This is a genomic window from Methylobacterium sp. Leaf111, assembly GCF_001423285.1.
Lineage (GTDB): Bacteria > Pseudomonadota > Alphaproteobacteria > Rhizobiales > Beijerinckiaceae > Methylobacterium.
On the sequence record NZ_LMNE01000028.1, the window covers coordinates 19,204 to 33,296 of the forward strand.

Here is a 14,093-nt window from a genome sequence, read left to right on the forward strand (position 1 = left end):
CCTTTGTCGCCTATGACTTGGCCCCGCCATATCGCACTACCTTAATCTTCCCAATCTACTCGTAAGGTCCGCTTCTTTTCACGAAGCTGGGAGCTGTGATCTGCGGCTAACGAGTGTGATTCGAAGGGCTGGAGTTTGTTAGATGCGAAGGCTCGATCTGCTCACACTCTAAACTTCACGAGAACGGAAACGGGGACCAGGCCTGGGTCGTGTCCCTCGGCGTGGTGTAGCTCGATGAGGGCCACCGCGATCACCGGCTTGGGCCGGTACGATCAGGCTGCCAGGGTGGGCAGGCTGACGAGGGGATCATCGCCGATCGGGGCGATGCTTTCCAGGGTCATGTAGCGCGACCGCTGGACGGCCCATTCGTCATTCTGTTCGAGCAGGATCGCGCCGACGAGACGTGTGATGGCAGCCTCGTTGGGGAAGATGCCGACCACCTCGGTCCGGCGCTTGATCTCGCCGTTCAGGCGCTCCAACGGATTGGTCGAGTGCAGCTTGACCCGGTGGGCGGCCGGAAAGCCCATGTAGGCCAGCACATCGGGCTCGGCCGTGTCCATCAGGGCGACGAGCTTGGGCACCTTGGGGCGGAGTTGGTCGGCCACCCGCCGCCATTGCTGACGGGCCGCCTCGGCATCATCCTGGGCGAAGGCGGTGGCGATGAAGGCCGACACGACGCGTCGCCCGCCGCGGCCGGCATGGGCGAGCACGTTCCTCATGAAGTGCACCCGGCAACGCTGCCAGGTGGCGTTCATCACCTTGGCCACCGAGGCCTTGATGCCCTCATGAGCGTCCGAGATGATGAGCTTGACCCCGCGCAGGCCGCGCCGGGCGAGCTTGCGCAGGAAGTCCGTCCAGAACGTCTCGGCTTCCGACGGGCCCACGTCCATGCCGAGGACCTCGCGGCGGCCGTCGGTGTTCACGCCCACCGCCACGATGACGGCGACTGAGACGATGCGCCCGTCCTGGCGCACCTTCACGTAGGTCGCGTCGATCCAGAGGTACGGCCACTCGCCCTCGATGGGGCGGTCGAGGAATGCGCCAACCCGCTCGTCGATCTCCTGGCACAAGCGCGAGACCTGGCTCTTCGAGACACCGGTACCGCCCATGGCCTGGACGAGATCATCGACCGACCGGGTCGAGATGCCCTGGATGTAGGCCTCCTGAATCACCGCGGTGAGCGCCTTCTCGGCCATCCGGCGCGGCTCCAGGAAACCGGGGAAGTACGAGCCCTTGCGCAGCTTCGGGATGCGCAGTTCGACTGTGCCGGCGCGCGTCTGCCAGTCCCGGTCACGGTAGCCGTTGCGCTGGACCAGACGCTCGGCGCTCTTCGCGCCGGTCAGGCCGCCTACCTCCAGCTCCATCAGTCGCTCGGCCGCAAAACCGATCATCTCGCGCAGCAGATCGGCGTCGGCACTCTTCACCATCAGCCCGCGCAGGGCCATGATCTCGTCGGTCATCGGGGGTCTCTCGGGTTCGGGGTTGGTCGTCAAAACCCGACCCTACCCGGCAATCGCCGATGACCACCCGTCAGCTACACCACCGCCTGGGACATGACCCAGGCCTGTGAGGTCAAGCGCATTCGCCGGGGAGCTGTCGTCGGGACAAGGAGCGAGAAGCTGCCACGACGCCGCCCGTTTCGATGGTGATCATTTTTGGTCTGCAGATTGCGGTGCCTGCGCAAAGCGCACGGCAGGAGTTTTCCAATGTTTCAAATCAGAACAGACCCGATCCTCGGTCGCGTCATTTCGGCAATAGGGGCCAGCGCTGTTGCCATTCTAAAGGTATCTACCTTCTGCCTCGTTTGCATGATCATACCTGCATTATTTGTTGCTGCCGGGATCCAGACGGCAATGGAGGACAAGATCGAAATCCCGGTCCCACAGGATCAATCTTTGGAAGACAAGCAGTAGAAGGCTCCGGTTCTACAGCGGGTCGTCAGCCACTATGGCTACGGGTTGAGTGGTGGTGCTGCGCATAGAGGCTGTTCCGGGTCAGACCGCCAGCACCCGACCGTCCGGCATGCTGCTACCCGCCGGGTCACTGAGATCGGTGTGCCCTGGAGAGCCTAACCGATGCCGAGGAGTGCGCCCCATGACAGACACCACGCGGATACGTGATTTTGCCTCGGGGCCCGGTAGCAGCATGTATTCCCTTGAGGGCCGAAAATGCTGAAGTCGATGCTTATTACCGCCATCCTTGGCCTCTCGTTGAGGTCGACGAAGGCAGCCTGCGCACTGACGGTGATCAGCGCAGTCGCCGTTGCGGCCGTCAGCTACGTTTTGACATACCGTGACCTGAGCGCCGTACGAACGATCGCCGATTTGTGGAGCGTCACGTTCTCAGGAAGCGTGGCTTATCTGTTCGGCGCCATGCTTCTTTGAAGATCCGACGGCGCTTACGAATGTCTCGCGTTCGACCAAGGACCCCCGTCCGGCATGCTGTTACCGGTCAGGGTGTCAGGCCGGGCGGGAGCATTCGGTGAGAGGACGGGAAGGCCGAGCGTGTCCGAGGTCTCATCCATGGTGAATGGATCACGCGAATGTTCAGGATCGTGTCGGTCGTGGAAGCGTTTCGCCTATCGGTCGGGGCGGTTTGAACGACCAGGAGGAGTCTTTCACCATGCGGCACGCTGCAATTGCCTTCACGGCCCTCGGGCTGTTGTCCATGATCCCGACAGCTAATGCTCAAGCGCTCGGCCGTGAGGAACGTGCCGCACAGGGACGGGCTGAACGTGGGGCAGAGCGGCGGGAGCGTATCAGGGAGCGGATGCACGAGAACCGTTTGAAGTACGAGGCTGCTCACGCGAACGAGCGGGCCATCCGGCGCGAGCAGAACAGCATCGCCTATCGCGACCGTACGATGGCCAACACGCCCGCGCGTCAACGCGCCGATATGCGTGACCAGAAGAGCATTCGGGGACACATGCGCTAGGTTCGTAGAACCCCGGCCTTAGTATTCTCAGGCTGGGCAGAAAGGCCCTGTCGCAAACCCGCGGCGTTTACCCCACGTTGACAATAGAGCCCGCATGGCACCTCCAGTTCTGGAGTCCGCCCATGATTCTGTCTGCCATCGCTGCCAAGCTCAAGCAGCGTGCTAAGGGCGACTTCAAAGGCCGGCACTATGAGGCGGCGCTCGTCGTCCAGGCCGTCGCCTGGTATCTGCGCTATCCGCTGAGCTATCGCGACATTGAAGAGTTGTTCCTGGAGCGCGGTGTCGAGGTTGATCACAGCACGCTGAACCGCTGGGTTCTGGCCTATGCGCCGCTGATCGAGAAACGGCTGCGCCAGTTCCGCAAACCGCATTGCGGCTCGGTGCGCATCGACGAGACCTACATCCGGGTGCGCGGCGAGTGGCGCTACTTGTACCGGGCCGTCGACAAGCACGGCAATCCGGTCGACTTCCTGCTGACCGCCCATCGGGATCTTGACGCTGCGAAGCGCTTCTTCCGCAAGATGCTGAACGATCAGCCCCTTCTTGCTCCTGATCGGATCGGCACGGATGGCGCTGGCACCTACCCGCCGGCCATCGCCGAGAGCCGGATGGCGGGCCTACTACCCCACACGCCGGTCCACTACGTCACCAAGCACCTGCAGCAGGGTATCGAGAGCGACCACTTCCGGGTGAAGAAGAACATGCCCCGGATCAGCGGCTTCCGGTCATTCCACACGGCCCGGCGCACGATCCAAGGCTTCGAGGCCATGCTCTAGCTGCGCAAGGGCTTTGGCTTTGCCGGCGCCTGGACTGTTCGCGAGCAGAACCGGCTGCTCCGAGTCTGCTTCGGACTTTCGCCGGTTAACAAAACCTGAAAACGCGGCAGATCCGGCCTCTGCTGCGGCCTACGGCACGGTTTGCGACAAGCCCCTTTTTGTTGACCGGCAAGCGTGATCTCGACGCCGCCAAGCGGTTCTTTCGCCAGATGCTGTAAGCCGAACCCCTCTTTGCCCCGGACCGTGTTGGTACCGATGGCGCCGGCACCTACCCGCCAGCTATCGCTGAAAGCCGCAAGGAGGGCGTGCTGCCTCGCATGCCGCTCCACTACGTCACCAAGCACCTGCAGCAGGGCATTGAGAGCGACCATTTCCGGGGCAAGAAGAACATGCTGCGGATCGGCGGCTTCCAGTCCTTCCACACGGCTCGGCGGACCATCCAGGGCTTTGAAGCCATGCTGTGGCTGCGCAAGGGCTTCGGCTTTGCCGGTGCGTGGACCGTCCGCGAGCAGAACCAGCTGCTTGCCGTCTGCTTCGGACTTCAGGCGGTTAACAAAATCTGAAAACGCGGCAGATCCGTCCTCTTATGCGGCCTATGTCACGGTTTGCGACATGCCCGTGATTCCGCCCTCAGGTGTGAAGCCCAAGGCGGATGCAATGGCTGCTCCAGTGCCGCTGCGATCAGATTTCGATGCGCCGGCCCTGCGTGCCTTGGCCAAGGAGTCGCGTGATCCGGCCAAGGCTCGCCGCCTCTTAGCGCTGTTGGTGATCTCAGCCGGCAGCTCGCGTTCGGAGGTGGCCGAGTTTGGTAGGGTCGGGTTGCAGTCAAGCTGGGCCCGGCCATTCGAGCTTATGAAAGCTAAGCCGTTACAAGGCGTTGACTCGCGTCCCCGTAGAACGCAGCCGCCCTGTCAAGCGTAGCCGATTTGACGTCCACAGCCAATTTAGCGATATAAAGGCGCTAAACAAAGGAAAATGCAACCTAGTTTAAGTTCGCTGTAATTTCTGAATGGCCGAATTGTGGCGATTTTTACCAAAATATGCGATTAGAAATATAACCTGAAATAGGAGTATTTTGCCCTTGCCTTCGATCATTCAGCTGAAGAGCGGCGCAACTGAAAAAGATATCTCCTCTGCGCTTGCTAGTCTCGCCCAAGGTGGAACCCTCGTCCTTCCGAAGGATGAGACTATCCGGATCAGCAAGGGGCTGGATATCGATACATCCAAACGCGACATCACTCTGGATCTCAACGGCTCGACCCTGAAGCAAGCGGGCGATACGTCAGTCATCAATGCTGGTGGCAGCATGGCTAAGGCGTCCGCCGTCGACCTCAGTTTTGGAAGCACGAACACGACACTGACCTATGCCAAGGCTCCCAGCGATGTTGCCGTCGGAGACTGGATCAAGGTCGCCTCCGACGATGCGCTGCCGCACGACAACATCAACACCAGCGCACCTACGCGCCTTGGCCAAGCCATGAAGGTGCTGAGCGTCGACGGTGATAAGGTCACGCTCGAAGGAAAGCCGCTCTACGCAGAGCTCTACAAGACCAACGTGCGCGCGGCAGAGATCAAGTCAGAGACCTTCTCCCTAGTGAACGGAACCGTGGAAGGTGATCGCTCGCATCCCGACTGGGTCGATGCGCTGGTTTACGTGCGCAATGGCATCGACACGCATATCGAGAACCTCACCGTCAAGGACGGCAACTCGATGGTGATGGAGAGCCTCGTCCCGGAATACGACCTCCTCGGCGAGGTCCGCNCGTGAACGGAACCGTGGAAGGTGATCGCTCGCATCCCGACTGGGTCGATGCGCTGGTTTACGTGCGCAATGGCATCGACACGCATATCGAGAACCTCACCGTCAAGGACGGCAACTCGATGGGCATCAACCTGGTCAACAACGTGCATGCCCACGTCATCGACAGCGCGGTGATGAACCTGCGCGACAACACTGCGATCGGTCAGTACGGCTACGGCGTGCACTCGGGCATGTCGCTCGGCACCACCGTGATCGGCCTCTACGGAGAGCGGACCCGGCACGTCACCGACGACAACGGGGTTGGGATCAAACCGAACCAGCAGGATCTGTCGAAGTACGGGGCCGACATCGGCATGACCGTCAAGGATACGGTCGCCTACAACAACTCGGCGTTCTCCTATTCCTGGCACTCGGAGGGCAACCAGGGCGTCCTCGACAACGTCATGTCGTTCGACTCGCACGGGTTCGTCGGCCTGCGCGGGGTCGGCAACAAGGTCCTGAACTCGGCAAGCATCGGCGATGAGCGCGGGCTGCAGTTCTTTGAGTATGGCGACGGCGATGCGCGCGACATGGTGGTCGATCGCCTCTTCATGAAGGAAGCCGGGCTCTACGTGTCCATCGTCTCGGGCACGACCACCAACAACGTGATCTCGAACAGCTACCTCGAGTACGACTACCGTCCTGGGCTCATCGCTCCGACCAAGCTCGTGAACACGGTCGTGACGATGACCGACGGCAACGACAACGACACGATGACCGGCACGGCCAGCGCGGATCGGTTGCTCGGTGGTCGCGGCACCGACCTGCTCAAGGGCAACGAGGGCACCGATTATCTCTGGGGTGGCGCGGGCACCGACACGCTGACCGGCGGCAGCGGCCAGGACCGCTTCGCCTTTCATCAGGTCTCTGAGGCAGGCGACATCATCACGGATTTCAGGGCGGGCAGTGGCGGCGACATCCTCGACCTCTCGGTGATGGACAAGCGCTACGAGTGGCATGGCGACATCTTCCAGGAGGGCTACGTCAAGTTCGTCCAGTCGGGAGCCGATACCCTGCTGAAGGTGGACGCGAACGGCGGCGGTGATGGGTTCATCACGCTTGCGACCCTCAAGGACGTAAGTGCCGGCAGCCTGACGGCGGCTAACATCCAGACCAGTATGCTCGCCGACGGAACGGGCTACATCTCGCCGCCTCCGACTGAGTCGAGTCCTGATCCCGTGCCGGCTCCAACGCCCGCCCCGGTGACGCCGAGCGCCCCTGTTTCCGGCACGGCGACGCACCTCGGCACGACCGGATCGAATTACCTCCAGGGAAGCAGCGGCAACGACATCCTGAAGGGCCTGGCCGGTGATGATTTCCTCCTCGGAAGGGTCGGCAACGACATCCTAGAGGGCGGGACTGGGTCGGACACTTTGGTGGGTGGCGATGGCAGCGACACGGCGAGTTACGCCTCGGCTACGACGGCGGTGAAGGCGTCGCTCTACGACGCCAGCACCAACCTCGGTGAGGCCAAGGGCGACGTCTATTACGGGGTCGAGAACCTGCTGGGCTCGGCCTACGCCGACGTCCTGCAGGGCAATGGGAGTATGAACGTTCTCGCCGGCGGTGCCGGCGACGACACGCTCTCTGGCATGAGCGGCATGGACACGCTCTGGGGCGGGGCCGGCAACGATCATCTTTACGGAGGAAACCAGAACGACACGCTGATCGGTGGTCTTGGCAAGGATGTCCTGGTTGGAGGAGCCGATCGCGACACGTTCGTCTTCCACAGCGCCGCCGAGGGCGGAGACACCCTGGTGGACTTCGTCCACGCCTTCGACAAGATCAAACTCGGGTCGGCGTTCGGGTTCGCGGACACCGCGCAGATCAACTTCGTCGACGGCGGCAACGAGCCCTTTCAGGCCAAGGTGACGCTGCTCTACGATCAGGATACCGGCGTCCTGAGCTTCGATGCGGATGGCTCGGGCTCAGGCCATGCGGTGGTGCTCGCGACATTGAGCAACCACGCGGGGCTGACCGCAGGCGATTTTATCGTCTGAAGGATAGCGGCGGGGTGGCCCTAAGCGTCACCTCGCCCCCCCAGACCTGTCGCACAGAACGAAGCAATTGTGGATGCGACCGTTTCCATGGGTCGCTAAAGGACCGCCGGCCGGTCGCGCCACCTCCGCTTGGACTCCTCCGCGAAACTCCGCTGCAGGCGAGATCCTGCTGGCCTGAACCTCAGATCCGGCGACGCCAGAAGGGGCCCCTTCGTCGTTTTACGCTTCCGGCCGCCATGAGCTTGGTTTTGCTCCGCTCCAGCGGCTCGAAATTGCGCCGCCTTTTACAATGTCGCCCGTCCGATCAGAACCCAGTACAGTTCAGTTAATGAGCAGTTTGCCTGTCAGCAATCTGCCTGTCGCACGTAACGAAACTTTCTTACCCTTCGCAGCGTACCCCTCTCGATCCTACAGGATAGGATCAGAATTCGGAAGATTTCACGCTGCGGACGTTTCCTAGCACTACCTGGGCACTTTGAGGGCGTTTGCCGCGTTGTCTCCCTCGGGATAGCTCGTGGGAGGCAGCGATGGATCGGGATCGCGAGGGGACGGACNCCTAGCACTACCTGGGCACTTTGAGGGCGTTTGCCGCGTTGTCTCCCTCGGGATAGCTCGTGGGAGGCAGCGATGGATCGGGATCGCGAGGGGACGGACGAGTTCGACACCTGGCTGACGCCGTTCCTGACTGCGATGGGGCGCAAGACCCGGCGGACCTGGGCACCGCTCTATCTCCGGGGCCTGCTCGGTCCGGGGGATCGCAAAAGCCTTCAGCCGATGGCGGCACGGCTCGGGCTGTCGGGCCACGACCAGCTGCAGCACTTCATCGCCAGCCCCGCCTGGGACGATGGACCGCTCTGGACGGAGCTGGCCCGTCAGGCGGACCGGCTGGTCGGCGGATCCGATGCCTGCCTGGTGATCGACGACACCGCCCTGCCGAAGAAGGGCACGCGCTCGGTCGGGGTGGCGCGCCAGTACTGCGGTGCGCTGGGCAAGCAGACCAACTGTCAGTCTCTGGTCTCCCTCTCCCTGGCGCAGGGCGAGGTGCCCGTGCCGGTAGGCTTGCACCTGCTCCTGCCCGAGGCATGGACGAGCGATCCGCAACGATGCGGGCAGGCCGGCGTGCCCGAGGCCGCGATCGTGCCGCGGACCAAGGGTGAGATCGCACTGTCGGAACTGGATCGCCTGAGGGCCGCCGGTCTACGCTTCGGCACGGTGCTGGCCGATGCGGGCTACGGCGTCAGCGCCGCCTTCCGTCACGGCCTGGATGCAAGGGGCCTGCGCTGGGCCGTCGGCATCGTCAGGAACCAGAAGGTCTACGCGGCCGAGGTGCGGCTCGTGCCGCCGACCGGTCGCGCCCGCAAACCTTCGCCGGACCAGGAGCCGCGGGAGGCCGAGGCGGTGCTGGCCGAGCTGCCCTGGCGGCGCGTGACGTGGCGTCAGGGCACGAAGGGCAAGCTCTCGGCCCGGTTCGCCGCCATCCGGGTGCGGGTCGGCGACGGTCCGGTCTGGGGCAACAACCGGCATCTGCCGGGCGAGGACGTCTGGCTCGTGGGCGAGTGGCGCTCGTCGGGTGAGCGCAAATACTACCTGTCCAACCTGCCGGCCAAGACGTCACGGCGCGCCCTGGCGGGCACGATCAAGGCGCGCTGGGTCTGCGAGCAGGCCCACCAGCAGCTCAAGGAAGAACTCGGCCTCGACCATTTCGAGGGACGGTCCTGGACTGGGCTGCATCGACACGCGTTGATGACGTGCATCGCCTGCGCCTACCTGCAGCACCTGCGCCTCGCCGAGCATCGTCGGACGGGGCGGGGAAAAAATGACGACCCGCCTTCCGGGGCCGCCGCCGTCACCCAGCCTACCCGCCGTGCGGCAGGCCATCATCGGACGGCTGTTCGCCAAGCTGGTTCCACCCGTCCTGTGCCCCCACTGCCGAAGACGCTTCACGCTGCCCTCTAACATCAAAGTGCCCAGGTAGTGCTAGGCATTAGTATGGCCGACCTGTGGCTTCCCACCTCAATTGAATGTGAATTGAACTGTCAAGCTTCGCCTACATTATTCAGGGGCTTTTACGCCGCACCTGTAGGTGGCCTTCGCGGATTTTAAACCGCACTAATTTTTCACTTATTTTATTGGAATGAGCAGAAGGATCATTTATCGATGTCTGAAACCAAATTTTAACCAAAGGTAGTTGCACCATGGCATTACCCGTCTCCGGCAGTCCCACGAACTTTGTGAACGCGACTGCCGGTGGTCAGAGCCTCTACGGGACTGACGCGAACGATCAGCTCAAAACGTTCTTCGGCACGGTGGGCCGAAGCGAGAGTTGGATGTACGGCGGACGTGGGGACGACACATATATCACGCTGTCGTCCAAGGACCGGGTTATCGAAAATGCGGGTGAGGGCATCGATACCGTGAGAACCGACTGGTTCTACGAGTTGTCTGCCAATGTCGAGAACATCACCCTGACCGGCAGCCTCTCGGTGGCCGCGAAGGGCAACGACCTCAACAACATCCTGATCGGTAACTCTGCCCGCAACGTCCTCGAGGGTGGTGCTGGCGCCGACGAGATGACCGGCGGAGGTGGCAACGACACGTTCATTCTGTCGGGCAACGACGTGATCAAGGATTATACCGCCGGAGACCTGCTCGATCTTCGCGGCTTCACCCAATACAGCACCTACGCGCAGGTCCTTACCAGCATGCGGCAGGTTGGGTCTGACGTCGTGTTCCAGCTGACGCCCAAAGACGTGATCACGGTTGAGAACACGCTCGTCACGCAATTCGCTCCTTCCAGTTTCCTGCTCGCGTCCGATCTGTCGAACTACAAACTCACCTTCAGCGACGAGTTCAACTCGTTCAGCCTGAACGACGGCACGAACCTGGACGGTACCTGGTATCCTCTCTATCCGCGCACGGGTCTGTCGGCCCATACGACCCCGGATAAAGGATCGGCGCAGTATTTCACCTATCTGGGTGACGACGGGAGCACGGGCGAGCAGGTTGGGATCAATCCCTTCTCGATCAACGATGGCGTCTTGACCATCGAGATGAAGCCAATCCCGGAGGCAGAGCAGTACAAAGCCTATGGCTACGACTACAGCTCCGGGATGATCAACACGGCGTCAAGCTTCAGCCAGACCTACGGATATTTCGAAATCCGTGCCCGCCTCCCCGTGGGACAAGGGCTTCACGATGCCTTCTGGATGCTGCCGATCGACGGCAACTCGCCGCCAGAGTTCGATATCGTGGAGAGCATCGGCAGAGATCCTGGACACGTGGCAAACGTCGCTCACGCAATCGATCAAGGACAGAAGGTCGCTCACTCGAAGACCTACGGCGTCGACTTCACCCAATTCCATACCTACGGCGTCGACTGGGAGCCAGATTACATCACCTGGTACATCGATGGCGTGGCCGTACGCACGCAGCCGACGCCGCCCGGTCTGGACGTGCCGTTCTACATGCTCGCAAGCCTGGGCGGGGGCACTCCCTATTCAGGCGAGCCGGATGCCACGACACCATGGCCGGCCCACATGGATATCGACTACATTCGCGCCTATGCGAGCAAGAACACGGTCGAGACCGGGGCTCCAGTCGACAAGGTCGGCACCAGCGGAGCCGACACACTCTACGGCACGCATCTCGGCGACCGGCTCAACGGTGGTCTCGGGGACGACAAGCTCTACGGTGGGGCTGGCAACGACACCCTGATTGGGGGTGGCGGCAACGATGAACTGCACGGCAGCTTCGGCGACGACACCTATGTCATCTCGGCGACGTCCGAAAAGGTCACCGAGGGTACGGCCAAGGGGTTCGATACCGTTCAGACCGCGCTTTCCAGCTACACCCTCGGGGCCAATCTCGAGCGGCTCGTCTACACTGGCTCCTCGAGCTTCACCGGGACCGGCAACACCCTGAACAACGTGATCGAGGGTGGCGCGAGCAACGACACCCTGAATGGCGGTGCTGGCGCCGACGTCCTGTTCGGCAAGGACGGCGATGACGCCCTCAATGCGGGGGACGGCAACGACAGCGTCTATGGCGGCACCGGCATCGATACGATCCGCGGCAACAACGGCGACGACGTCCTCTACGGCGAGGATGGCAACGACCTCGTCAAGGGCGACGACGGGAACGACATGCTCTATGGCGGCGCCGGCGATGACAACCTTCAAGGAGCGGCCGGCAACGATCTGCTCGACGGCGGCATCGGCCGGGATCGGATGAGCGGCGGCAGCGGCGACGATACCTACGTCGTCGATCAGACGTCCGACACTGTCACGGAGAACGTCGGCGAGGGGGTGGATACGATCCGGACGAACCTCGCGGCCTACGTTCTCGGCGCGAACGTCGAGAACCTCATCTATACCGGATCCAACGCCTTCACCGGTACGGGCAACACGCTCGCGAACTACCTGAGCGGTGGTTTGGGCGCGGACGTCTTGACGGGCGGGGATGGCAACGACACCTACGTGATCAACCAAGCGGCCGATGTGGTGGTGGAGCAGGCCGGCGGCGGCTCCGATACGGTTCTTACCTCGCTTGCCAAGTACACCCTTGGGGCGAACGTCGAGAACCTGGTCTACACGGGAACGTCTGCGTTCACGGGCACGGGCAACGGCCTCTCCAACGCCATTCAGGCTGGCGCGGGAGCCGACCGCCTGGACGGACAGGGCGGCGCCGACATCATGACCGGCGGCGGCGGCAACGACACCTACGTCGTCGACAATGCCGGCGATGCCGTGGTCGAGTTGATCGGGCAGGGCACGGACCGGGTGCTGAGCAAGGTCAGCTACACCTTGGCCGCGAATGTCGAGAACCTGACACTCTCGACATCCGCCAAGATCGACGGCTTTGGCAACGCGCTGGCCAACAAGATCGTCGGCAATGCTGGCGCCAACGTTCTCGATGGCCGGGGCGGCGCGGACACGCTGACGGGCGGAGGGGGCAACGACACCTTCGTGTTCCGTCTCGGCGAAACCCAGGGCGACAAGGTCACGGACTTCACTGGCGCTGGCTTGGCAGCGGGCGACCACCTCGAGTTCCGCGGCTTTGGAACAGGTGCGACGTTCACCCATGCGGCGAACTCGGATCTCTACACCATCACAGCGGACGCGGCTCATGGCAGCGTTAGCGAGACGTTCCAACTCGTGGGCGTGACCAACCTCGATCTGCTCACGGGCGCAGGCCACAACGACGTGCTGTTGTTCGCCTGAGGCTCAGCAGACCCAAACCGTATGGCTCACCTCTCTGCAGCGGGTGAGCCATACGAGCCAGCTGATAGCGACGAGGTTCCTACAACGCTCAGCCAGCGAACGGCTCCGCGTCATCAAGAGGCGCCAATTTTGAGTTCAGAGCAGCTTTTCCTAACGTGTTTGAGTGTCAGGTTTGCGGTCGTTTATCGGACAGTGTAAATCACAGAGGAGTGTCCACCGAGGCAGACCTCGGCGGACGGGACGAGTTGCACGTGCGTTCAAAGCGCGCCTTAGATGTCGGTCACTCGGGTTCGGACCTGCTGGTCTGACATGTGTCAACGCATGTGGCCGCGGATGCTCTTCTCCGCACGGGCATCTGCACGCTGTCGCGCAGGCGTGTTGGTTATGGTGCGGTCGCGATAGGCGATGCTGTTCTGCTCGCGCCGGATCGCTCGCTCGTTCGCGTGAGCAGCCTCGTACTTCAGACGGTTCTCGTGCATCCGCTCCCGGATACGCTCTCGCCGCTCGGCCCCACGTTCAGCCCGGCCCTGTGCGGCACGTTCCTCACGGCCGAGCGCTTGAGCATTCACCGTAAGTACAATCGACAGCAGCCCCAGGACTGCAAAAGCGACAGCAGCGTAGCGCATGATAGGTGATCCTCCTGGCCGATTAATCGCCATCGACAGGTAGAAAGAACGCTTAAGCAGCTGATCTGATCTTGAACGTTTTCATCATTGCCCCAGCCCATGTTCGTCACTCGCGCATTAAACCTAAGCGTCCTGGTTGGAGGCGGTCTACCTCATTGCGGGTAATCCATACGCTGCGCCGAACGCCATAGGGTTCCATGCGCTCAAACGACCTCATTTGAGTCAGGATCGGTTCATTTGGCTGAGAACAGCATGTCCATCGTCGGGTCGGTCGACGCGGTGGCCGGACCTCTAAAGAGGTGATGTTATGATGCGCGTGAAGGTGTTCGGGATGGCTGCGGTGCTTGCAGGCAGCCTGGGTGTCGCAACTGCAGCAAGTGCGGCCCCGCTGTCGCTCACCCCCCTGCTGCCCGCAGCTGCGGACAGCAGTGAGGGTTTCGTCCAGAAGGTCGACTGGGCCTGCGGCCCCGGCGCTCACATCAATCCCTGGGGGCACTGCCGCCCTAACTGAGGCCCGCGTCCATATTGGCGCCGCCCTGTCGTCTATGGCTACTACCGCCCGCGACCCTATTACCGCCCCTACGGCTTCTATGGACCTCGGCCGTTCTTCTGAGGTAAGCGCTGTTTTCAGGCCACGGCTTTGAGGGCTGGCATGGCCTGGTAGGCCCATGGCAGCAGGTCGTCGAGACGGCTCTGTGGGTGGCCCTCGACGATGCGGGTGATGACGTCGGTGAGAT

At 62.3% G+C, this 14,093-nt stretch carries 9 protein-coding genes and 4 pseudogenes; 10 read left to right on the plus strand and 3 right to left on the minus strand.

The annotated features are described in order from the left end of the window. Positions 1-272: 272 nt before the first annotated feature. Complete coding sequence (locus ASF41_RS14825) at positions 273-1,460, minus strand: IS256 family transposase (RefSeq protein WP_056494447.1); 1,188 nt, start codon at positions 1,458-1,460, stop codon at positions 273-275. 708 nt (positions 1,461-2,168) lie between these two features. Between ASF41_RS14825 and ASF41_RS14835 the strand changes: the two genes are divergently transcribed. From ASF41_RS14835 to ASF41_RS25645, 9 genes and pseudogenes are all read left to right on the plus strand, one after another. Continuing rightward, positions 2,169-2,384 (plus strand): hypothetical protein, encoded by a 216-nt coding sequence (locus ASF41_RS14835; protein WP_056494460.1) that lies wholly within the window; start codon positions 2,169-2,171, stop codon positions 2,382-2,384. Positions 2,385-2,622: 238 nt separating this feature from the next. Next, complete coding sequence (locus tag ASF41_RS14840; protein WP_156653314.1) at positions 2,623-2,934, plus strand: hypothetical protein; 312 nt, start codon at positions 2,623-2,625, stop codon at positions 2,932-2,934. Between the two features lie 122 nt (positions 2,935-3,056). Beyond that, a pseudogene (locus ASF41_RS14845) lies at positions 3,057-3,809 on the plus strand (IS6 family transposase). Between the two features lie 56 nt (positions 3,810-3,865). After that, positions 3,866-4,273, plus strand: a pseudogene (locus ASF41_RS14850) (DDE-type integrase/transposase/recombinase); the annotation flags it as partial. Between the two features lie 55 nt (positions 4,274-4,328). Continuing rightward, positions 4,329-4,556: pseudogene (locus tag ASF41_RS26155) on the plus strand (IS630 family transposase); the annotation flags it as partial. Between the two features lie 235 nt (positions 4,557-4,791). Further along, positions 4,792-5,472, plus strand: a 681-nt coding sequence (locus ASF41_RS14855; protein ID WP_210166988.1) for a hypothetical protein, incomplete at its 3' end; no start/stop codon positions are given. 725 nt (positions 5,473-6,197) lie between these two features. Beyond that, positions 6,198-7,511, plus strand: a complete 1,314-nt coding sequence (locus tag ASF41_RS26675) for a calcium-binding protein (RefSeq protein WP_407067293.1) — start codon at positions 6,198-6,200, stop codon at positions 7,509-7,511. A gap of 627 nt (positions 7,512-8,138) precedes the next feature. Further along, positions 8,139-9,467 carry an IS701 family transposase gene (locus ASF41_RS14865; RefSeq protein WP_056222171.1) on the plus strand — a complete coding sequence of 443 codons (1,329 nt, stop codon included), beginning with the start codon at positions 8,139-8,141 and terminating at the stop codon, positions 9,465-9,467. Between the two features lie 239 nt (positions 9,468-9,706). Beyond that, a complete protein-coding gene (locus ASF41_RS25645; RefSeq protein WP_082504478.1) occupies positions 9,707-12,730 on the plus strand; it encodes a family 16 glycosylhydrolase in 3,024 nt (1,007 codons plus the stop codon). A gap of 314 nt (positions 12,731-13,044) precedes the next feature. Here ASF41_RS25645 and ASF41_RS25005 read toward each other — a convergent pair whose 3' ends face one another. Continuing rightward, positions 13,045-13,356 (minus strand): hypothetical protein, encoded by a 312-nt coding sequence (locus ASF41_RS25005; protein WP_156653316.1) that lies wholly within the window; start codon positions 13,354-13,356, stop codon positions 13,045-13,047. A gap of 307 nt (positions 13,357-13,663) precedes the next feature. Here ASF41_RS25005 and ASF41_RS26160 point away from each other — a divergent pair. After that, positions 13,664-13,969: pseudogene (locus tag ASF41_RS26160) on the plus strand (GCG_CRPN prefix-to-repeats domain-containing protein). A 14-nt stretch (positions 13,970-13,983) separates the two neighbouring features. On the opposite strand, the gene ASF41_RS25010 reads toward ASF41_RS26160, so the two are convergent. Then, positions 13,984-14,093, minus strand: a 110-nt coding sequence (locus ASF41_RS25010) for a transposase domain-containing protein (protein ID WP_156653278.1), incomplete at its 5' end; no start/stop codon positions are given.